This is a genomic window from Marinibium conchae (genome assembly GCF_015595035.1).
Taxonomy (GTDB): Bacteria; Pseudomonadota; Gammaproteobacteria; order Enterobacterales; family Alteromonadaceae; genus Glaciecola.
The window spans coordinates 1,131,591-1,152,205 of the sequence record NZ_JADNRN010000001.1; the positions used below are offsets into that span (position 1 = coordinate 1,131,591).

General features: G+C 41.8%; 19 protein-coding genes. 9 read left to right on the forward strand and 10 right to left on the reverse strand.

From position 1 onward, the window contains the following. Positions 1–2: 2 nt before the first annotated feature. Together ISG33_RS04765 and ISG33_RS04770 are read right to left on the reverse strand one after the other, a co-directional pair. Positions 3–1,538 carry a DUF3413 domain-containing protein gene (locus ISG33_RS04765; RefSeq protein WP_195732372.1) on the reverse strand — a complete coding sequence of 512 codons (1,536 nt, stop codon included), beginning with the start codon at positions 1,536–1,538 and terminating at the stop codon, positions 3–5. A gap of 6 nt (positions 1,539–1,544) precedes the next feature. After that, positions 1,545–1,763, reverse strand: coding sequence for a YejL family protein (locus ISG33_RS04770; protein ID WP_195732373.1), 219 nt, complete (start codon positions 1,761–1,763; stop codon positions 1,545–1,547). A 175-nt stretch (positions 1,764–1,938) separates the two neighbouring features. On the opposite strand from ISG33_RS04770, the gene yejK reads away from it, so the two are divergent. Genes yejK through ISG33_RS04785 form a run of 3 tightly spaced genes read left to right on the forward strand, consistent with a single transcriptional unit; the run spans position 1,939 to position 4,746 of the window. Beyond that, positions 1,939–2,958, forward strand: a complete 1,020-nt coding sequence (gene yejK / locus ISG33_RS04775; protein ID WP_195732374.1) for a nucleoid-associated protein YejK — start codon at positions 1,939–1,941, stop codon at positions 2,956–2,958. A 5-nt stretch (positions 2,959–2,963) separates the two neighbouring features. Beyond that, complete coding sequence (locus tag ISG33_RS04780) at positions 2,964–3,854, forward strand: 6-carboxytetrahydropterin synthase (protein WP_195732375.1); 891 nt, start codon at positions 2,964–2,966, stop codon at positions 3,852–3,854. Next, a complete protein-coding gene (locus ISG33_RS04785) occupies positions 3,847–4,746 on the forward strand; it encodes a M23 family metallopeptidase (RefSeq protein ID WP_195732376.1) in 900 nt (299 codons plus the stop codon). The genes ISG33_RS04780 and ISG33_RS04785 overlap by 8 nt, the downstream gene beginning before the upstream one ends. 10 nt (positions 4,747–4,756) lie before the next feature. Here ISG33_RS04785 and ISG33_RS04790 read toward each other — a convergent pair whose 3' ends face one another. Continuing rightward, positions 4,757–6,589 carry a M61 family metallopeptidase gene (locus ISG33_RS04790; RefSeq protein WP_195732377.1) on the reverse strand — a complete coding sequence of 611 codons (1,833 nt, stop codon included), beginning with the start codon at positions 6,587–6,589 and terminating at the stop codon, positions 4,757–4,759. 133 nt (positions 6,590–6,722) lie between these two features. Between ISG33_RS04790 and ISG33_RS04795 the strand changes: the two genes are divergently transcribed. Then, positions 6,723–7,184, forward strand: a complete 462-nt coding sequence (locus ISG33_RS04795) for an Mpo1 family 2-hydroxy fatty acid dioxygenase (protein ID WP_195732378.1) — start codon at positions 6,723–6,725, stop codon at positions 7,182–7,184. A 22-nt stretch (positions 7,185–7,206) separates the two neighbouring features. On the opposite strand, the gene ISG33_RS04800 is transcribed toward ISG33_RS04795, so the two are convergent. Next, the gene (locus ISG33_RS04800; protein WP_195732379.1) at positions 7,207–8,202 is read right to left on the reverse strand and encodes an ATP-dependent 6-phosphofructokinase; all 996 of its coding nucleotides are present in this window, start codon (positions 8,200–8,202) and stop codon (positions 7,207–7,209) included. A gap of 71 nt (positions 8,203–8,273) precedes the next feature. Between ISG33_RS04800 and ISG33_RS04805 the strand changes: the two genes are divergently transcribed. After that, positions 8,274–9,119: a DUF6279 family lipoprotein gene (locus ISG33_RS04805; protein WP_195732380.1), complete on the forward strand. Its 846-nt coding sequence runs from the start codon at positions 8,274–8,276 to the stop codon at positions 9,117–9,119. Here the strand turns inward: ISG33_RS04805 and ISG33_RS04810 are convergent. The 3 genes from ISG33_RS04810 to ISG33_RS04820 form a co-directional block, all read right to left on the reverse strand. Continuing rightward, a complete protein-coding gene (locus ISG33_RS04810) occupies positions 9,097–10,308 on the reverse strand; it encodes a response regulator (protein ID WP_195732381.1) in 1,212 nt (403 codons plus the stop codon). The genes ISG33_RS04805 and ISG33_RS04810 overlap by 23 nt on opposite strands. After that, entirely contained in the window at positions 10,301–12,634 is a 2,334-nt protein-coding gene (locus ISG33_RS04815; protein ID WP_195732382.1) for a hybrid sensor histidine kinase/response regulator, read from the reverse strand. The genes ISG33_RS04810 and ISG33_RS04815 overlap by 8 nt, the downstream gene beginning before the upstream one ends. A gap of 102 nt (positions 12,635–12,736) precedes the next feature. Further along, the gene (locus tag ISG33_RS04820; protein ID WP_195732383.1) at positions 12,737–14,383 is read right to left on the reverse strand and encodes a response regulator; all 1,647 of its coding nucleotides are present in this window, start codon (positions 14,381–14,383) and stop codon (positions 12,737–12,739) included. A 216-nt stretch (positions 14,384–14,599) separates the two neighbouring features. Here ISG33_RS04820 and ISG33_RS04825 point away from each other — a divergent pair, with 216 nt between their 5' ends. The 3 genes from ISG33_RS04825 to ISG33_RS04835 all read left to right on the forward strand — a co-directional run bounded on the left by ISG33_RS04825 (position 14,600) and on the right by ISG33_RS04835 (position 16,538). Further along, the gene (locus tag ISG33_RS04825; RefSeq protein ID WP_195732384.1) at positions 14,600–15,136 is read left to right on the forward strand and encodes a hypothetical protein; all 537 of its coding nucleotides are present in this window, start codon (positions 14,600–14,602) and stop codon (positions 15,134–15,136) included. Positions 15,137–15,213: 77 nt separating this feature from the next. Next, the gene (gene trhO, locus ISG33_RS04830) at positions 15,214–16,206 is read left to right on the forward strand and encodes an oxygen-dependent tRNA uridine(34) hydroxylase TrhO (RefSeq protein WP_195732385.1); all 993 of its coding nucleotides are present in this window, start codon (positions 15,214–15,216) and stop codon (positions 16,204–16,206) included. An 83-nt stretch (positions 16,207–16,289) separates the two neighbouring features. Beyond that, positions 16,290–16,538 (forward strand): EF-hand domain-containing protein, encoded by a 249-nt coding sequence (locus tag ISG33_RS04835; protein ID WP_195732386.1) that lies wholly within the window; start codon positions 16,290–16,292, stop codon positions 16,536–16,538. Between the two features lie 186 nt (positions 16,539–16,724). Here ISG33_RS04835 and ISG33_RS04840 read toward each other — a convergent pair whose 3' ends face one another. The 3 genes from ISG33_RS04840 to ISG33_RS04850 form a co-directional block, all read right to left on the reverse strand. Then, the gene (locus ISG33_RS04840; RefSeq protein ID WP_195733038.1) at positions 16,725–18,095 is read right to left on the reverse strand and encodes a DEAD/DEAH box helicase; all 1,371 of its coding nucleotides are present in this window, start codon (positions 18,093–18,095) and stop codon (positions 16,725–16,727) included. A 144-nt stretch (positions 18,096–18,239) separates the two neighbouring features. After that, a complete protein-coding gene (locus ISG33_RS04845) occupies positions 18,240–18,896 on the reverse strand; it encodes a CoA transferase subunit B (protein WP_195732387.1) in 657 nt (218 codons plus the stop codon). 2 nt (positions 18,897–18,898) lie between these two features. Next, complete coding sequence (locus tag ISG33_RS04850; RefSeq protein WP_195732388.1) at positions 18,899–19,603, reverse strand: CoA transferase subunit A; 705 nt, start codon at positions 19,601–19,603, stop codon at positions 18,899–18,901. A 107-nt stretch (positions 19,604–19,710) separates the two neighbouring features. Between ISG33_RS04850 and ISG33_RS04855 the strand changes: the two genes are divergently transcribed. Then, positions 19,711–20,613 (forward strand): LysR family transcriptional regulator, encoded by a 903-nt coding sequence (locus ISG33_RS04855; RefSeq protein WP_229333452.1) that lies wholly within the window; start codon positions 19,711–19,713, stop codon positions 20,611–20,613. Positions 20,614–20,615: the final 2 nt, after the last annotated feature.

The window sequence follows — 20,615 nt, forward strand, 5'->3', positions numbered from 1 at the left end:
GTTTAGCGCTCAGAGAACTCGGTGATATGTTTTATCGAACGGCTTAGCAAATGAGTATCAATTTCTTTCAGCACTTTTTCATTTGTCATATATTCACGGATCTCGAAGCTACCGTCTTTGCTAACCTCGGTGATTAGACCGTCATGTAATACCACCAAATGACGCCCTTGAGTACTTACCGACCATGCTCTAGTCGGATTTTGTAGCGACTGACCAATGGCATAGTTGCTGGGTGTAGCATTACAGCCAAGTTGCTTGAGGATGGTAGGAGCAATATCTTCAGTGGTAGAAAGCGATGTTTGAAGCATAATATTTGTGAATAGTTCACGGTAAGGTTTGCCTTCTATCTGAGCCACCACCATAACCGTGACATCTTCTGCAAGCGCAGTGAGGTCAATTTCTGCGTACTGTTCAACACTGATATCTGCAATATACAAACCAGTGCCTTGAGTTCTCATTGCGCTTGAAAATGTTAACCAATCATTCGCATAGAAAGGTTGAATTTGTGTTGAATCACTCTCTTCATTATGCGCCTGATGCATGCTCACATCGAGATTAAAAGCTTTTGAGAGCGCGAGTAAAACAGGTTGATTGTCGGTGACACTCGACAGTAAGGCTTGAGGTAAACCATATACAACTGAATTCAGATAATCGCCGTTTAAGCTGGAACTTACAAAATGATAGCCGCTAGAACGTAAGCCCGCAGGCGGGGTAGCAATATCGCTTTTCCGTACACTTAAAAAAATGACTTTTTGACCTGCATCTACAGAGCAATATATCGGTTTTGGAGGGTAGGTAAAGGCAAAGTCGGTATCAGTAAATTGTAGGGTTTGGCGTTGTTTGTAGTCTTGTAAATCGAAAACACCGATGCGTGACATCAGCGTTTTTGCTGTTGCCGGATAGGATAGTGGCAACATATTGTCTTGTTGAAGTACTGGCGCATATAGTTCCGCATCAGCCCACACGTGAATAGCATGACTGGAGACGAAACATAACAAAAACCCGCTTGTGACATAAGCACCAATTTTGACCTTCATAAAACGTTTGATGCGTTTGTGTATAGCGTTTGCCAGCACAAGCTGAAACATCAACCAAACAACGACCAGCAGCAATAAGTAGAACCACTGTAGCCAAGTAAAGGCTCCCATATGTCCCTGAGCTTCACTTTTGAGTAATTCTGCAGACCCTAAACTAATATGAAAGCCAGTTTTATTATAAAGTAAGGCATCAAAGGCAAGTAGCGCTAAACCGATTGCTGCTACAACTGAGCCAATCGCTTTTAACAGGCTCGGTTGTTTAATTTTGTAACAAAAGGGAAGTAGCAGTACGACAAAGCCAAAAAAAGTGATAAAACTGATGTGACCTAACCAAGTCGCGAAGGTATAGACGATACTGATTGGAGTGCTTGCGATTGGAGACGACAACAAATAAACCGACGAAATTACAATAGCAATTAGGATATTTGCAAAGGCAAACCAGTGCCCCCATGCGACAAGTTCGTTTATTTGTTTCCTACGTGGTGATTCGTTGAACATCATAGGCGACTAATTCCCTTTCGCTGCTTTTTTTAATACGCCGCAAAACTGTTCCACCATAGCATCGCGATGTTCAGGGCTGACTTGCTGAGTGAATATGTTCGATAGCACGTTACCTAAAACCATCAGTGATAAGTCTCGGTTGGCATTATTGCGCTCAAGTGCGACAAAAACATCCTGCATGGCGGTTTCAAATTCGGCATTTGAGTAACGTGATTGCTGTGGCATCAACATGTCCTATGATTTTTGGTTAAAAACTGGGTACAATTACCCTTATTCGCGAATCGTTCTCGCATACGATAAGTAATTGTCTTGTTAAATCATCGTAATTGCAAACAGCGATTACAACAAATTCTGCGTTAAACAGTAGTTTAACACATATTAAAGGTAGTCTAATTAGCATATGAGTGCACTCATTCATCAATTTGTAGTACATCGATTGAGTTTGTCCGACGACGGCAAGCTTCACTTCATTCCGCGGTCAGCTTGCTTTGACGTAAGCAAAGAGATTGAAACCTTAGCACAACAACTCCACAGTACCTTCAACAGTAAACCAGGAAAGGGCGTAGGAGGATTTGCAAATGAAAGTGAGGTCGATTTTGCAGCGCAGTTAAATCAAGCCTTACAAAACGAAATAGACTTTCATGAATTTAGTGTGAAAAGTGGACAGTTTTTACTGGAAACCTTAGTAAAAGAAGAAATGGTCGAAACGGGCTTTCTTATTTACAGTCAGTATGAGTATTTGGCTACTCAGTATTTAATGATCGCGCTGATTGACACTAAGCAACATGTGGCGGTGAATCAAAACATGGATTTGGACTATAGTGACCACCTCGATTTTTCAAAAATGCAACTTGCCCTGCGTATAGATATTACTCAATGGCAAATCACACCTGAGCAATTCCGCTATATCAGCTTCCTTAAGGGAAGAATGGGTCGAAAGGTTTCAGATTTTTTCATGCGCTTTATTGGTTGCGAGGAAAAGGTTGATGTTAAACAGCAAAACAAACAACTTATGCAAAATGTCGATGAGTACTTGTCGCAGGAGCAATGCGACGCTTATGAAAAAAACCAGCATAGAGGCAGCGTTGCCGCTTATTTCAAAGAGCAAATAGACAATGGTGAAGACGTTAGCATTGACGATATTGCTAAATACCTCCCGCAAAACGAAGATGAGGGCCAGTCTTTCAAAGACTTTAACGAGCAACAAGAAGTGCCTCTTGAACCTAGCTTTCAACCCGACCGAGCAGTAATAAAAACGATGGCCAAATTTAGTGGCGCGGGTGGTGGAGTAACACTGAATTTTGACCGTCAATTACTCGGTGAGCGCGTGCTTTACGATCCGAATACAGATACGCTTACCATTCGCGGTATTCCACCAAATTTAAAAGATCAATTGCTTCGCGCCAATAAAGGGTCATAAGTCTGATGAAACTATTTGTAAATGACCTAACCGTGATGGACTTTTCCTATTTATGTCCGCGAAGGGGCATGGTAGGCGAGAGTTGGATCGTTGATATCATACTTGACGGAGGCCTGAATGAAGAAAGCATGGTTCAGGATTTTGGTAAGGTCAAAAAAGAGTTGAAGCATGTTATCGACGAATATGTTGACCACAAGCTAGTAGTTCCAGTTGATTGCGATGGAACAATCATTACGCATGATGACTCGAATGAGCGCGTTCGCGTAGACTTTAGCTATCAACACAACGCTCATTCGGATCTGGCAAGCATGCATTTGTACTGTCCGCCAGAGGCCTATGCTTTTGTGTATGCAACGGAAGTGACTATGTCTTCCGTTACTCGTTATTTAAAGGAAGTAATAAAGGTTCACTTGCCTGAAAATGTACATGAAGTAGAGATATTATTGCGTGAAGAAGAGATATCTACTGACTTCTACCACTACACTCATGGCTTAAAAAAGCACGACGGAAATTGTCAACGAATTGCTCATGGCCATCGCTCTAAAGTACTCATTGAGGAAAATGGAGAGCCTAGTCAAAAATGGCAGTCGTATTGGTCCGAGCGTTGGGCAGATATTTACATCGCAACGGCTGAGGATTTAGTTGACGAAAGTGAACTGAGTTTCAAGGTCGATGCTATTCATCCAGAACAATACTATTGCTTCAAATACCATGCGTCGCAAGGGGTATTCGAAATGGCCATTCACAAATCGGCTTGCGAAATAATTAACACTGACTCAACCGTTGAATGTCTTGCTCAATTCATGTTTGATGAATTGAAGCTGAAAAGCGACTCATGCTTTACGGTTAGGGCATTTGAAGGTGTCGGTAAAGGGGCTATTGTCAGCGATGCGTAACACGCTTAATTTCCCTAGTATTGTTGCATGTATTTTTACACTGATTGTCATCACAAAGTCGACAGGCCTTATTGCTGGTAATTTACCGTCGTTAGCGCTGAATGCATCAACAAATATTGAACAACAAGGCTCTGATTTGCTGTTGAAGGGACAATTTACGCAAGGTGCGTTATTGCGTGGTCAACTGCCTCCAAGAAGCAAAGTCTGGTTGAATGGCAAAAGCATAGCGACTCATCCAAATGGTAGCTTTGTGTTAGGCTTTGGTAGAGATGCGGCGCTTAGTCATCAACTCGAATGGCAAAAGCACGATCAAAGCGTTAAGCATACTCAGGACATCTTGCTGGAAAAGCGAGAATATTCCATTCAACGTATCGAAGGAGTTGCTTCCAAATATGTTTCCCCACCAGAATCTGTACAAGCTAGAATCAAAGCAGACAACCAAAAGATCGCAGCTGCCCGACGGGTAAATAGCCTTCTCACCGGCTATTTAGAAAGTTTTATAATGCCTGCAAAAGGGCCAATTTCAGGTGTTTATGGTAGTCAGCGTGTTTTTAATGGTGTTCCCAAACGCCCTCATTTTGGTTTAGATATAGCCGGGCCGGTAGGCACCGAAATAATTGCCCCAGCCTCTGGAAAGGTTAGCTTGGTGCACAGCGACATGTATTACTCTGGCGGTACGCTTATTATTGACCATGGTATGGGCATTTCGTCCACTTTCATTCACTTATCAAGAATTACAGTGAAAGAAGGCGATGTTATACATCAAGGTGATAAAATTGCTGAAATGGGCGCGACCGGCAGAGTGACCGGCCCGCACTTAGATTGGAGAATCAACTGGTATCGCGAGCGTCTCGATCCGGCTCTGTTGCTTGAAAATGGGTTAAGCAAATAAGGCTGAACTATCAGGAATTCAGCCATTGTGCAAAGTGCTCATCATTACTCACGGTAAGATAAACGGTGTCGAGAATAGCATTTTCTATGGTCAACTCTGAAGAGTAAACTCGGCCTTGCCTGAGGGCGATCACTTGGCAAGTATCGTTTGACTGGGCATCAATTAAGGCTTGCAAATTGTCTTCATTAACTTGCCAGTCAGCAATGCTAATGATCAGGTCACCCACTTGCAAACCCGCTCTGCTGGCCGGCGAGCCATCTTGTATGGATTGAATGAGCACACCACTACCATGGTTTTTATAATTTGCGCCAAATCCATGCTTGACAGCAGTGTCGCTTGGTTTGCCACCGGCATCTTTAAGCTTCTCTCTAGCTCGAAAGTGTAAGTCGACACCAATCGACGAAAGCAGTTGGCTAAGTGGCAGATCGATAGTGCTATACAGCGCAATTTCTAAAAAGGGACCGACATCAATATTAAAGTGTTCTTTACATAGGTCTTGAACGACGCTGTCATGTGTTCCAATATTTTTACTTCCATATTCATGCCACATGAGCGCAGTAAGATCGCGTAATGAATAGCGAGCTTTGCTCAGCTGGCGAATAGTCAGGTCTAAGCACAAAGCAATGATCGCCCCTTTATTGTAGTAGCTCACAATATGATTATGTGAGTTGGCATCTTGCTTGTAGAATTTTGTCCATGCATAAAAACTTGAGTCAGTTACCGACTGTTTATGTCTTCCTTGTGTACGAATTAAGCGCGTAATGTTTTGTGCTAGTAGCTCCAGATAACTTTCAAGACTGACTAGTTTGGTTTTTGCCAGGCTCAAATCATCAAAAAAGCTAGTGAAACCCTCATATATCCAAAGTTGCTCCATATAGCTTTCTTTATCGAGTTGTGGCGCTATCATTACTTCAGGTTTGCTACGCTTGATATGCCAAGTATGAAACAATTCATGGCTACACAGGCTTAGAAATCGCTGATAATTAGCATCAATAATCGTATTTGTGTCGGTAAATTTGTTTTTCATTGGTAAATGAAAACGTGGATACATCAAAGCGGTAGAAGCTCTGTGCTCTAAACCACCGAAACCATCAACGGTGAGCAGAGTGATAAACCAATATTCTGCTTCAGGAAAGCCGCCAAACATCTCTATGTGATGCTCACAAATAGGTGCTAGGTCTTTGCAGATTTGTTCGATATCGGTCTCGTTTTTTCCAGATAGAACCAAGTGAAAAAGAGTATCCTTCACTTTAAAGCTGGCTTTTTCAAACTGACCCATCAAAACTGGATGGTCGATCAGTTCTTGGTAATCATTGCACTGATAAGTATTACAGGGAGCCAGATCCTCTAACTCTAATAGTGTTTTGCACATTTCCGAGAGCTCTATATTAGTGTGGGGTCGCAACGCGCTGGCAATTCTCCAACCTTTGTCGAATTGCTTATTCACTATAGTCACTTCGCACGGTTGATCTTCGAGAGTATCCACTTGCAAGAATGTACTGGTGCCATTGAAAAATGCATATTCGTCGAACAAATAAGCGCCGCGTACAGATAAATCAAAAGCAAAGACTTGATAGTTTATATAGCAAGCTTGTTTATTTGTTGTGACTTCCCAGCTCTGTTTATCAACGGGCTTGAGCTTTAATGCCTGGTTATCGGAATCAAATGCACAAATTGAGTGAATATGTTGGGCAAAATCTCTGATCATGTAACTGCCAGGGATCCAAGCCGGCAAAGAGAGTGATACAACATCACAGTCTAATTGAGGTATTTCAATGACGACTGAAAATAGATGTTCAGAGATTGAATGAGGAATGATTGTATAGCGCAGTGTCGAATCCATTATTTTCCTATTTAACTGGTGTGCACCCAAGTAAAATCTGATGTAGTGTCTTGAGTGATCATTTATTCAGATGTAGACTACAACCAAACGGGGGGAGTATAAAGCCCTTATAGACGCCAAATAGAGGTCAGGTATGCGTGAAATAGAACGACTCATCAACAAATATGGTGAAAGTCACACCAATAAAACAAATATACTCATTCATGCTGTGGCTGTACCTGCTATATACTTCGTTACGATTGCCTTAATTTGGTCAATTCCTGTGCCGGGGTTTATGGTAGCGATGGATATCACTTTTGCACATGTTCTTGCAATTCCGACTTTGTATTATTATTTTAAATTGTCGGGTCCCATCGGTGCTGCTATGACCTTGTTAACACTAGCCTCGTTCGGGTTAATACAACTATTAGTCATGTTTGATATCTCAGTATGGATGTTCAGCCTTGCTTTGTTTATATTTATGTGGATATTGCAGTTTGTTGGACATAAAGTGGAGGGCAAGAAGCCTTCTTTCTTTGAAGACCTTCGCTTTCTGCTTGTTGGTCCAGCTTGGTGGTGGGTGCATTGGCTCAAGCGAATGAACATCAGCTATTAACCGGCGAGTGTTGCCAAAAGCGTTACCCTAGCCGAGTGATTTTCTCAAGAATATCAACCGAGTAACTATTTAAGCCTTTCTTCAAGCTTCGACTTTCTTCTAGGCCGACGAGCACTGGTTTTGTATGACTTTCTCCAACCATCATACCCTTTGCTCCATTCAATATGCTCTCAACTGCGAATGTGCCTAAGCGTGTTGCAAGCAACCGGTCTTTACTCACAGGAGACCCGCCGCGTTGAACATGACCTAAAGTGAGCACCCTCACGTCAAAGCCAGTTTCTGCCGTTAATGAGTCGGCCAATACGTGTATTCCTCCAGGCCAAAGGTTCTCTGTAACTATAATAATATGACTTGGATTTGTTTTGTTTCTTTTTCGGATGGCAAGTTTATCCAGAATGCCGACAAGCTCTTCTGCGGCAGAGCTGAACAACTCTGGCACTAATACATGGTCTGAACCGGAACTAATCGCCGAGTCGAGGGCCAGATTTCCCGCTTCTCTTCCCATTACTTCTACTAAAAAGATACGTTCAAAGGCCTCGGCGGTATCGCGTACTTTGTCTATTGATTCAACAGCGGTTTGAATAGCGGTATGAAAGCCAATAGTAAAATCCGTGCCTGCAATGTCATTATCTATCGTTCCGGGTACTCCTATCACGGGTTTCTTCCAGACTTTTTGCAGGTGTTCGCCACCAAGAAATGAGCCGTTACCACCGATAATAATTAATGCGTCGACCTCTTGTTTGTCTAGGTTATCTGCGGCAAGCTGAACGCCTTCGAGACTTTTGAACTTCTCGCATCGTGCACTATAAAGAATGGTACCACCGCGCTGAATAAGGTTGTGCACATCGCTGGCATGCAAGTTTCGGGATTCTTGTGTGAGTAAACCGTTGAATCCATGATTGTAACCGAGGGTCTTTATACCTTCGTGTTCGCAAGCTAAGCAAATGGCGCGTATACAAGCATTCATGCCGGGTGCATCGCCGCCAGAAGTTAATACTGCAATTTTATTTATCGACATTTGAATCCTTATGGAAATGTAGAGTCGTATAAGGCTAGAATAGCAAAACTTTCACAATGGAGAAGATGGAAGTGAAGAAATTTATTGTATTGTTAACAATACTTGCCTTGAGTGGTTGTTCCGCGAAGTTTGCCTACAACAATATTGATTGGTTAGCTTACTGGTATATCGACGATTATATTGAGCTAACTGATGAGCAAGAAGAGGCCGTAGATAAAAAGCTACTCTCTTGGATTGCTTGGCATCGAAATAATGAGTTACCTCAGTACTATCAGCATTTAGCTGAGTTATCCAAAGACATACAGTCAAAAAGTATGAGTGTGGAGCGGATGGAATATCACCAAGAAAAAGCGGCCGATCATTGGTATCGTTTGAGGGAGCGAATCGTGCCAGATCTGGTTGAGCTTTCTCCTATGCTGACTAGGCAGCAGGTGGTAGCAATGTTTGAGGAAATAGATGAGCAAAACCAAGAGGAAAAAGAGGAACGCAGGGAACGCGAGGCAAGAAGCGACGATAAGAAGAAACGCGATTCAATAAAACGAAATAAGAAAAATTTAACGCGTTGGTTAGGTCGGCTTACTTCAGAGCAAGAGAATTTGATTGAAAATATGTATGGTGAGTATCATCGTAACGGTGAGCTATGGCAACAATACAGAGAAAGCTATCAGGGCGAATTGAAGGCCTTGCTTTTACAAGAGAAACGAGACGACGCATTCAAAACTAGGCTCAGTGAATTGCTATTAAACCCAGAAGCGTTCAGAAGTGATGAATTAAATCAAAAAAACAAAGAAAACTCTGACACCTATAAGAATTTCCTGCTGTCTGTCGACGCACTCGCCACAGAGAAGCAACGCGAGCATCTAATCGATGAAATTGCTGAGTTTAGTGATGATATTAAAGAGTTGATGGCACCCTAAATCGACGGAATAGCTTTCTGACCGTGGTGTCTTTTAGAGGCTTCACTAAGTACGCTTTAGCACCGTGAGCGATGGCATCATCAACCATCGCTTTGGTCTTGTTACCTGTTAGCATAACAATAGGTGTTTCTTCGTTTAATGCACCGCGTGATAGAGCTTGCTTTAATAAATCGATGCCTGACGTGTCTGGTAAGTTAATGTCCATCAAAATCAAATCATATTTTTCCGTATTTATTGCCTGTAGTGCAAACTCACCATTGCTTGCCGAGTAAGCCTTAACGCCAGCTTTAGCAAGCAGTGTTTTACTCAACTGTAAACTGATCATGTCGTCTTCGATAATCAGTATTTTGGCTCGGTTGTCTTGGGTGCTGAGTTGCTTTTTTCTCTTTTGATATTCGCTTTTTTGGGAGCTTAGGCTTTCAATTTTAACGATATCGAGAGGTTTCATGAGAATTTGACTTGTTTCAAGGTGATCTAAACAACGATGCAAAAGCTCAACGGTACGTTGCTTCACAGTCTCACTTCTCTCCAAAGGTATTTTGTTAGACCGTGTCAGCAAGGTTGACAGCAAATTTTCATAATTGATGTGAGGTAGCTCTCTTTGGTTTATGTGTAGCAGAGCTTTATCTAGCTGTTTACAAGTGAGTTCAGAGGCGTCTAGTGTTTTATCATGAATCTCCTTTTTATGTTGTATACCATCCTCTATTAGTTGTATCAGTTCATCCGGGTAGTGGCTTGCGGCTTGTTTGAAGTCGGCGACATTGTAGTGTGCAAAATTTCTTAACTTCAGGTTTTGCAGCTGATTTTCGACTATTTGTACGATGCGAACACGTTCATAAACAGGTCGGCACACAAGGTAATTGTCTATTACATGGTCCTGATATGCTTGAAAGGCTTCATTCTCGGAGTTCTTAGCGATACCAGCAAGCATTTTGTGCTCGCAGCATGGCACTTTTTGCGTGATTGAAATGCACTTGTAATATGAGGCTAAACAAAAGGAGAGGGTGTCACCAAGAAAAATAAAGAGCTTTGATTTGGGCTCAATAAGTAAGTGGCAAACGCGCTTTAAGTCTTCAACGACTTCGACTCGTTTGAAATAGTCATGCACAAGCTCAATAAACTGCGAGTCTGCGCTGATATCAGAGCTGACAATAACGATGTGCGGAGAATTGCTCTGTGCTTCAGTCAAGATTTTTCGCCATTTCTGCATCAATATTGTAGCTTATTAACTCACCATGAAGCGCATTGAGCTCTTGCTGAACATCTTGCCATTGAGTGTTGACTTGTGTGGCATCAATGTCTAGTTGGCAGAGTTCTTCTAAGCCTTGGCAGGCCTTGTTAAGGTCCTTTGCTCCAATAATCAGAGCGCTGCTTTTCATGCCATGTGCAAGGCTGCCTAATTGTATCCAGTCCTTTTTTGCAGCATAATTTTCAAGTTCAACCTTAGCGCTAATAAAATTGTCAATGTATTGTTCAAAAAAGCTGCGTAAATCCTCTACAGAAATCTCGCCCAAAATATCGACCAATGCTGCGATATCAAATTTGCTAGCATCACAACTATCATCTTGCATGTCGTTAGTGCTTGAAGATTCTGAGAGGTTTTTTACTTGTAATAATTCGGCGATGCTATGAAGTGTGAGGGGTTTCATAATTATATCGCTCGCGCCTGCGAGTTTGCAGCAATCTAGGCAGTGTTGGGTTTTATCGGCGGTAACCACAAACATCGGAATTGCGGCTCTGCCATCAGTCTGCTCAATTTTCCGTAAACTGCTAATCAGTTCGGCACCGTTCATTCCAGGCATTTGGTAATCACTCAGCACAACATCAAAAGACTCTTCCTTAAATTTGGCTGGTGCCTCAAGGGGATCTAACAAAAAGTCTGCTGTTACGCCTATTTTTTCAATTTGGCGTTTTAATACAAACATATTGTCTGCGTTATCTTCAACGACCAACACTTTACAATGACCATAAACTGGATTTTCGCTACTAAACTTGCCCGCTTCCGAAGTATTGCCGCTTTCGTCATTCATGCTTGGGGTGAAGTTTGTGTCGACATCACTGAAGTTACCCAAAATAGTGTCAATAAAGCTATTTAGTTTTAGAGGAGAGTTTGAACAATAGTCACTTCTGTGTTCTCGTTTTTGGTTGGACAATAGAAAGACCTGACCCTCATATTCAATATTATTAAGTAGGTCTTGCCCTCGTGCATTGGCCTTATTGGCGAAGAGTACTTCGTCATCTTCTAAATGCTCTGGCAACTCTTTGCAAAACTTTGTTTTGAAGTGGAAAAAAGGCTTATAGGCATTCATTGCTTTTAAAAAGTAGGGACTATCAGTAATCAGTATTTTCTTATCAGCCAGTTTGTTACCCAGGTAGTGGGAGAGAGGTGTTGGTCTGGCTTCACTATTTAGAGGGAAGGCGAAGGTAAAGACGGTGCCTTTATTTAGCTCACTTGAAACTTCCAAACTTCCGCCCATTAACCATGATATTTTTTGGCAAATACTTAGCCCGAGTCCACTGCCACCAAATTGACGATGCGTTTCCGTTGAGGCTTGCTCAAAGCCGCCAAAAACATACTTTTGTTGTTCTTTAGATATGCCGATACCGTTATCTTTAACGGCGCAATAGACATGATTTTTCTCGACATCGTATAGCACTGTTAAAGACAATTTAGGATGAGCCGATCTATTGAATTTCAGGCCATTGCTTATTAGGTTATTGAGTACTTGAGTAAGACGTATATCATCAATTAACGCACACTCAGGGAGTCGCGGGTCCACCATCAACAACAGTTCTGTATTGGTCTGATTTGCGCTGCCGGCAAAATTCTCTATTACTTCCTCAAAAAGTGGACGAAGTTTAGTTGTGACGGGGGATAGTGTCACTTTGTTGGCATCGAATTTGGCAAAATCCAATACGTTGTTAATAAGACTAAGCAAATTATCTGCGTTTTTTTGAATACGTTTTATGTAGTCATTTTTGGCAATGTAGTCATCCAAAACGCATAAGTCGAGCATGCCAATTATGGCATTTAGGGGCGTTTTTACTTCATGGCTCATCGCTGCCATGAAGCTATTTTTTGCTTTGCTAAGTTTCTCGGCTTCCAGACAGGCGTTTTCAAACTGTTTATGCAGAGCGACAATAGAACTCTCGTCTGAAAAGATGCCAACCCGATAACCATCAGGGGTGATAGAATCTTTATAACGTAAGAATCGGCCATTAACATTCTCGAACTCGACATTAATCGGCTTCATAGTGGTGATTTGGCGATGGATAAATCGATTGACCACTTTTATACTGAGGTCGTTGCGGTGCTCTATGCCTTGACTAATATGATTTAAAAGAGAGTCTGTTGATTGCTCTAAGAAGCTATTTTTGCCTTCGCCCGGAAATAGGTGTAGAAAGGTATCATTGACATACACGACGCTGTGGTTTGACGATACTACAATGACACCATCAGATATTTTATCCAGTGCGAAGAGTAGTTGTGATGATGTTTTATCTATGATTGTCATGAATGTACGCAAGCCGGATTTTTTAGTTAGAGTGCTCAAGCACTTTTGCATACAGTTTTAACGGCAATGTTGCGTAAAGCTTTAAAGACTTCGAAGCGGACTTTATTGCATCACTTTTTCAATATCATCCTGAATTGTTTCAAATTTTTGTTTGTGTACATCTCGTAAAGGCATGTTTTTTACAAAGCGGTAATGTTCTCTACATTCTTGTTGTAAGGCGTTATTCCCAGCCTCGTTATTTTCAAGCAGTTTTACAATACTTTGAAGAAGGTTAAGCGTCACGCCTATATTCGTCGGTGAAATACTTTTTGCTTCCTTGAAAGTATCATAAGCACTTTGATACTTGCCCTCACTATAATCCGAAATCCCCAATTTGTTTAATCGAATATAGTTCTTTTGATTTTCAGCTGCGGTGTCGAATGATGAAGATATAGATAAAGCCACATTGGGGTCGAGCTTTTCCCCTTGTTTTTCTAACGACTTTTTAACTTTTAAAGCTTCTTCGAAATCGCCTAAATCTAACATTAATTTAAGGCTATCTGCTGCCAATGCCGCTGGGTAGTCAACAAACTGTTGCTCAATTTTGATTTGAGCTTCCTCAAGACTCACTTTGCTCTGTGTAATGTTATTATTCAAGTGTAATATTCGTGCATTAATTAGCTTCTCAAACACCTCAAAATCAAAGCCTTTTTGTATTTTTAAGGCGCTCTCATCAAGCTTGATTTTTTTAACAGTAAGTTCCGCTTCTTGCATTAAACGTATGCTTTCTTTCTTTTGATCTGCATGCTCTGCTGCATCTAAAATACTGCGAACATAACTACACATATGATTTACGTCGCGGTGCACCGAACGTTGCGATAATTCAAAAATGGATTGGGAGGACTGCATCGCGGTATTAAAATCACCATTTGCTCTTGCTATCTCACAAACTTTAAATTGTCTGTCTATTGACAGAGGTGATAAAGCGATAGCATCTTTGATGTATTTCAGCGCGTCTTCGGGCATGTTATTTTCAAAATAAGCCTGCGAGAGTATGTCATATGATTCTACATCGTTACGAGATGCATCTATTGCTTGCTTGGCTAAATCAATCGCGTCTTGGAATTCTTGTTTCAACAGTTTTGTTTTTGCCATTGCACTCAAGGCCCACTGGATGGAGCGCTGCTTAAGTAGCTTAGACAGTATTGCTTCGGCTTTGTCATATTGTTCGGTCTTCCAATACAACTGCACTAAAATCTGAACACAGTGCGCCGTATATTTAGTGCCAACCTCAAGAAAATGTTCGCAGGTATCAATACTTAATTCATATTTCTCATGTTCAATTTGACTGTAAAGCGCAGACAGCGCTAAACGCTTGTTTTTTGCTCGAGTAATTCTGGCGTTTAACTGTGCTTGAGAGAATGGTTTGACAAGGTAATCATCTGGTTGCTTTTCAAGTGAGCCAAGAACCATTGAGCGCGCACTGTCACCGCTTATCATGATAAATACTGCTGAGGGCTTTATCAGATGGAGCTTGCGAACCTCTTCTAAAAATTCGAAACCGTTTTTTCTGTTTGTACCGAGATGAAGATCGCAAACAATAATGTCGTAAGCCGCTTTCTTACACGCTTTTAAACCGGTTTCAGCCGACATTTCGGTATCTATTTTTTTTGCACCCAAGCTACTTAACAAACCCTTTAACAGATTTAAAAACGGTCGTCGGTCTTCAACAACGAGGCAACGTTTGTCAGCGTAATCTAGCTTATCCATAATATAAACTATCCATTAATGTGTAGGCCTTTAGTTATTGTCATTTGTTTGCTTCATTGGCGCCTGATAGTCTGTCAAATATTGGTGAGCAGAGTCAGAACAATCAACATGTTTTAGCTGTGTTTTCTCATTCTGTTATCGCTTCGGTGTTAAAAAACTTGAGTTTTTACCTTGTTACGACGATAACAAATTATAGCCAATTTAACTATGCGCACAATGGATAAAATCGCAAGCCAATACATTCAACAAGAGCTTAAACTTGCTCGTAGCGCACATTCTGCGACGCCTAATAAAAGCTTGTTTTATCTATATTTATCAATGCATGAGCAAGTGCAGGCGCAGGAAATTCGGTTTCCCATCCTAGAGGAAGGTCAAGGTTCTGGGAATGCAAAAGCATCCCTTGATATAGAAAATAATCACTATCGGCATCCAGCACTAGTTATCAATAACAAGGATTTCAGCCGTCAACAGGAATATACTACCGCTATCGAACATGGCAGCGTAAGTACTTTACGCTTGCTCGCTGCCATGCACCCTCAAAGTTTGTCTTACACTAACAACGCCTTTGCTATCGATGATGCAGTGATAGAGAATGCGAGTTTGCGTGCGCAGCGAACGATGCTTCGAAAAAACCTAAACAGTGAAGATGGCAATTTGCACGCTGAAAATGACCTTGTTATCGAGTCACAAGCCACGCCGACTCAACTGTTTGAACTCATACCTAAAGCTAACACTTTTTCACAAAGTCTTTAAAGCGCCAACGCTTTCTGGTATTGTGCGCGCGCAATTTTGCACTGGTTTTACGTTCCAATAAGCAAAAGGACAAAAAAATGAACAACTACCTCGTGTGTGCCTTATACAAATTTGTGTCGTTAAATGACTATCAAGAAATGAGAGTGCCCCTCAAAAATTTCATGGAAGAAGCGAATATAAAAGGAACGCTCTTACTTGCCTCTGAAGGCATCAACGGCACGGTCTCAGGAAGTCAAGATGCCATTGACGCCTTACTTGAATATCTCAACGCAGACGAACGCATTAATCCTATCTCTTTCAAAACATCTTGGCATGAAGAACAGCCTTTTTATCGCACTAAAGTAAAGTTAAAAAGTGAAATTGTGACCATGGGAGTGGAAGGGATCGACCCTCTCAATACCGTTGGAACATACGTAAAACCGAAGGACTGGAATGATCTGATTTCTGACCCTGAGGTTACGCTTATTGATACTCGCAATGATTATGAAATTGAAATTGGTAGCTTCAAACACGCTATTAATCCGAAAACAGAAACATTTAGAGAGTTTCCGGACTATGTTGAAAAAAACCTAGACCCAGCAAAACATAAAAAAGTAGCTATGTTCTGTACCGGTGGTATTCGTTGTGAAAAATCGACGGCCTATTTAAAAGAGCAAGGCTTTGAAAATGTATATCATCTTGAGGGAGGGATTCTGCAATACCTTGAAGATGTGCCGAAAGAGGAAACCTTGTGGGAAGGTGATTGCTTTGTTTTTGATAACAGAGTGGCAGTTAATCACGATTTAGAGAAAAGTGACTACGACCAGTGTTACGGATGTCGTCTACCGATTACCGATGAGGATAAAGCAAGCGAACAATATGAGGCTGGCGTTTCTTGTCCAAAGTGTTTTGGAACACATACAGATGAGCAACTTGTTCGATTCAGAGAGCGCGAAAAACAAGTGCGCCTAGCCAAGCAACGACGAGAGGAGCATGTAGGCACAGAAGCCCGCTTGGTCATGGAGAATAAGAGAAAGGAAAAGGCTGCTCTACAGAGAGAGCGCAGTATGTTGAAAAACAAACAAAAATAGAGCTTTGCGCGGATTTGTCCTAGACTTCCGCGCATACAAGAGAGTAAACTAGACCCATAAAGAAAAGGTCACGAGATCAAAAAATGAGCCAAGACAAACAATTAAGCGAAGAGCAAGTAGCTGCAATCAGAAAAGACTTCGATTTTTTCGATAAAGACTTAAATGGTCAAATTGATTTGCACGAGTTTATTGAATTGCTTACCGTTATTTCGCCAAAGACCAAAGCCAGCAATGTGCAAGAAGGCTTCAGTATGATAGATGAAAACGGTGATGGCTTTATCGACTTTGAAGAGTTCCTAGATTGGTGGAAAGAAGGTTGGTGGGAGTACTAGCCTTATCTCTGCGATGTATTTCAATATCCTAAATGACGGCTACTTGCCGTCATTTTTCGTTTAGCCGCTAGGCTATGTGGTGTAGCTGCCAGACTATATGCTTGCATGATATTTATTATGCACACCCAGTTTATCAATGTCCCTTATAGCACTGAAAATGCAGCGTTAGCTAGATGACAGCGATTATCAGTCGTCCGGCTGTGTTTTAGTCAAATCTATTTCGCTTTTATCAATATCGGATTCGGCCTCAGGGAGTGGTGCGACTTTCCTGCGTTTCATAGGGGCAAACCCAATATCGCTTCCGTCCATCGTAGTGATTCTTTTCTTCTTTGCTTTAATGGCTTTTGGTTTCGTTTTCTGTTTCGCTTTTCCGATAAGGTCACTTTTCAGCTTCGGTTTTGCTTTGCTACCAGCATATTTTGTATCGATGCCATCGAACACGGAAAAGGGATAGTCTTGACCGAACTTTGCCTTGATTGCTAAGAAACTATGCCAGTCTTTTTTGCTTACGAAAGAGACTGCATTTCCTTTATTGCCAGCCCGGCCAGTTCTGCCAATACGATGAACGTACTCGTCTGCAAATTTTGGCAGGTCATAATTAATCACAATAGCCACGTTGAGGAGGTCAAGGCCCCGTGACGCTAGGTCTGTTGTGACCAATACAGCCTGTTGACCTTTCGAAAAGGCATTAATGACACTCGAGCGTTGCGACTGCGCTAACTCGCCATGCAATGCGATAGCGTGCAAGCCTTTCTCGTTAAGTTGCTCTGCAATTCTTCCGGTATCTTCTCTGGTTGCAGTAAACACAATTGCTTGTTCACGGTTAATGAGTTGTAGGGCTTTCAATAGAAGTTTATCTTTATGGCTCACACCGTCCGACAAATAAAATGCTTGTGCTATATCAATATGTGGTTGCGCTGCGTTGTCGATAACGACGATTTCTGGTGACTTCAATAATTTCTCGGTCATTTCATGCACTGCGGCGCTGTCAATCGTTGCAGAAAACATCATCGTTTGTCTTTTCCGATGGTTTGCAGCTGCGTGTATCTGATCTAATTGCTCTTTAAAGCCAAGCTCGAGCATTCTATCTGCTTCATCTAAAATAAGTAGTTCAATGCCGTGTAAAAAAAAACTTCTGCCGTTAATATGGTCGGCGAGTCTGCCGGCAGTTGCAACAATCACGTCGGGGTTCTTACGCAATACTTTTACTTGGTCGTTGAAGTTTTCTCCCCCCACCACGAGGGCAGTCGATACACCTTGGTTAGCGCAAAGTTTCTTGGCTTGCATGAAGACTTGCTTGGCGAGCTCACGAGTTGGTGCAAGAATAATCGCCCGAGGGTCCTTCCTGCTTAGTGCTTTACTCGTTAATAAGCGATTAATAGCAGGAACAAGAAATGCAAAGGTTTTGCCTGAACCCGTTTTCGCACCCACTACAAGGTCTTTTCCCTTTAAGCTATGGGGAATTGTTTTTTGTTGAACCTCTGTCATTGTCTCTATCTGTTGTATCGCTAGTGACTTAATGATGCGGTTATTGATTGGAAGTTCGGAAAATAACAAAGTGCAACCTCGACGTGATAATTGCTGGGCATTATCCGCTAAATAGGCACGGGATAAAAGCAAAACCCTGAAGCTTCTTACAAACACAGGGTTTTACATGATTAAATTGGAGAATCGGACTGCGCTTGGAAAGCTGCTAACCGTTTAGATGGTCATTTCAGGTATATCACCTTCAACAACGAGTTTACCTGCCGTTTTTTCCTCAATTTCTTCTATTGACACCCCTGGAGCACGTTCTCTCAAGTAAAAAGCCTTATCTTTTACCTCAAGAACGGCTAAATCGGTAATAATGCGAGTAATACAATTTACACCAGTGAGGGGGAGAGTGCAGGCCGAAAGTAACTTTGAATTCCCTCGTTTATCCGCATGAGTCATGGTAACGATAATATTTTTAGCTCCAGCTACTAGGTCCATTGCGCCGCCCATTCCCTTAATCAGTTTGCCTGGTATCATCCAAGACGCAATGCTTCCATTCACATCCACCTCAAATGCCCCTAAAACAGTAAAATCCACGTGACCGCCACGTATCATGGCAAAACTCTCAGCAGAAGAGAATATTGATGCGCCTTTGCTTGCGGTTACGGTTTCTTTACCTGCATTTATCATGTCGGCATCAACTTCATCCTCGTGCGGATAAGCTCCCATCCCTAGAAGACCATTTTCGGATTGCAACATTACTTCAATGTCTTTGGGAACGTAGTTTGCTGCCAGAGTAGGTATGCCAATACCCAAATTTACATAATCACCATCTTTAAATTCCTGAGCGACACGCATTGCTATTTGTTCTCTAGATAAGGCCATTTTTATGCTCCTTTCGACGTGACAAGTCGTTCTATGCGCTTTTCAAAATTACCTTGAATAACACGATCTATGTAAATTCCCGGCGTATGTATTTGGCTAGGTTCCAACTCACCAACGTCCACGATTTCCTCCACCTCAAGAACGGTTATTTTCCCCGCCGTCGCTGCCATCGGATTGAAGTTCATCGCCGTGTGTCGATAGATGCAATTCCCAAACTTGTCGGCTTTCCAAGCTTTTACAATAGCAAAATCAGCCGTGATTGCTTCTTCCATAATATAGTCTCGACCATTGAAGTTACGGCTTTCCTTACCTTCTCCTACTGGTGTTCCATACCCTGTAGCAGTGAAGAAAGCGGGAATACCAGCACCGCCGGCACGCATTTTTTCCGCAAGCGTGCCCTGAGGTGTTAATTCCACTTCTAGCTCACCATTCAACAGTTGCTGTTCAAACAAGGCATTTTCGCCAACATAAGACGAAATCATTTTTTTAATTTGTTTGTCTTCAAGCAGAATACCCAATCCAAAACCATCGACGCCACAATTGTTGGATACAACGGTAAGGCCATTTGTGCCCATTTTTTTTATCTGTGCAATGAGGCCTTCGGGAATACCACACAAACCAAAGCCGCCAGCAATAACGGTCATGTTGTTTTGCAAACCCGCCATTGCCTCTTCATAACTTGATACTACTTTATTAAAACCAGCCATTATTAAGTTACCTTATTTTTTACCATAATGAAGTATTGATGATCCTCTGTCTTTTGTAAAATTGATTTATCAGTTAGACTAATAAAAATATTTTATTAATAGCCTTGTTGGATTTTCTTATTACTATATCGATAAAGCAGCTTAATGCCTTCGTTAACGTCGCCAAATTTCAGTCTTTCGCTGAAGCAGCCGAACAGCTAAATTTGTCTCAGCCGGCGTTATCATCAGCGATTAAAAACATGGAAGACTTTCTAGGCGGCGAGTTATTCATGAGGTCAACAAGAAGGGTCGAGCTCACCCCTGAGGGCGCTTCATTTTTGCCTCTTGCTAAGCGAATTTTGAGCGATCTCGACACCGCAGTTTTTGATGTAAAGCAATTATTTGAGCTAGAGAATGGTGTAGTAACCGTTGCAGCAATGCCATCATTTGCACATAGTAAATTACCTAAAATACTGACCTTCTTCGGTTACGCGCAACCAAAAATTGGGATTAGGATCATCGATGAGGTGATGGAAAGTACAATTCAACACGTTAAAGATGCTAGAGCAGAATTGGGTTTTGTCTTTTCACCAGATGATACTTCAAACCTACACTTTACTCGCTTATTTGATGACGATTTCATCCTTATTTCACCAAATGGCCATGAGCTAAATCAGCAGCTTAAGCCTTCATTGGCACAAATTAGCAAGCATAAATTTATTGCCATGAATAGGGGATCGAGTACCCGTAAATGGGTTGATTTAGCTTTCGATAAAAAGGGACTGTCGCTTGACGTAGCTTATGAGGCAAGTCAATTTGAAACAATAGGCAACTTAGTGGCAAGTGGCTTGGGCGTGTCCATCGTGCCGAGTATGTGTAGGCAGCAGATGGAGGTGAAGAACTGTGTTTGTCAGCTTGTAGATGACCTAGATATAACCATAGCAGTGGGCTACATACGCTCAGACAAACAGACACTCTCGGTTGCAGCCAAAGCCCTCATTGCAATTATTGACGATCATTACCTGCGATAAAG

Coding starts and splice junctions, on each gene's coding strand:
- ISG33_RS04845 (WP_195732387.1), bottom strand. CDS start 18,896: ATGGCCTTATCTAGAGAACAAATAGCAATGCGTGTCGCTCAGGAATTT.
- trhO (WP_195732385.1), top strand. CDS start 15,214: ATGAACAACTACCTCGTGTGTGCCTTATACAAATTTGTGTCGTTAAAT.
- ISG33_RS04800 (WP_195732379.1), bottom strand. CDS start 8,202: ATGTCGATAAATAAAATTGCAGTATTAACTTCTGGCGGCGATGCACCC.
- ISG33_RS04825 (WP_195732384.1), top strand. CDS start 14,600: ATGGATAAAATCGCAAGCCAATACATTCAACAAGAGCTTAAACTTGCT.
- ISG33_RS04765 (WP_195732372.1), bottom strand. CDS start 1,538: ATGATGTTCAACGAATCACCACGTAGGAAACAAATAAACGAACTTGTC.
- ISG33_RS04790 (WP_195732377.1), bottom strand. CDS start 6,589: ATGGATTCGACACTGCGCTATACAATCATTCCTCATTCAATCTCTGAA.
- ISG33_RS04780 (WP_195732375.1), top strand. CDS start 2,964: ATGAAACTATTTGTAAATGACCTAACCGTGATGGACTTTTCCTATTTA.
- ISG33_RS04820 (WP_195732383.1), bottom strand. CDS start 14,383: ATGGATAAGCTAGATTACGCTGACAAACGTTGCCTCGTTGTTGAAGAC.
- ISG33_RS04850 (WP_195732388.1), bottom strand. CDS start 19,603: ATGGCTGGTTTTAATAAAGTAGTATCAAGTTATGAAGAGGCAATGGCG.
- ISG33_RS04795 (WP_195732378.1), top strand. CDS start 6,723: ATGCGTGAAATAGAACGACTCATCAACAAATATGGTGAAAGTCACACC.
- ISG33_RS04770 (WP_195732373.1), bottom strand. CDS start 1,763: ATGCCACAGCAATCACGTTACTCAAATGCCGAATTTGAAACCGCCATG.
- ISG33_RS04815 (WP_195732382.1), bottom strand. CDS start 12,634: ATGACAATCATAGATAAAACATCATCACAACTACTCTTCGCACTGGAT.
- ISG33_RS04785 (WP_195732376.1), top strand. CDS start 3,847: ATGCGTAACACGCTTAATTTCCCTAGTATTGTTGCATGTATTTTTACA.
- yejK (WP_195732374.1), top strand. CDS start 1,939: ATGAGTGCACTCATTCATCAATTTGTAGTACATCGATTGAGTTTGTCC.
- ISG33_RS04835 (WP_195732386.1), top strand. CDS start 16,290: ATGAGCCAAGACAAACAATTAAGCGAAGAGCAAGTAGCTGCAATCAGA.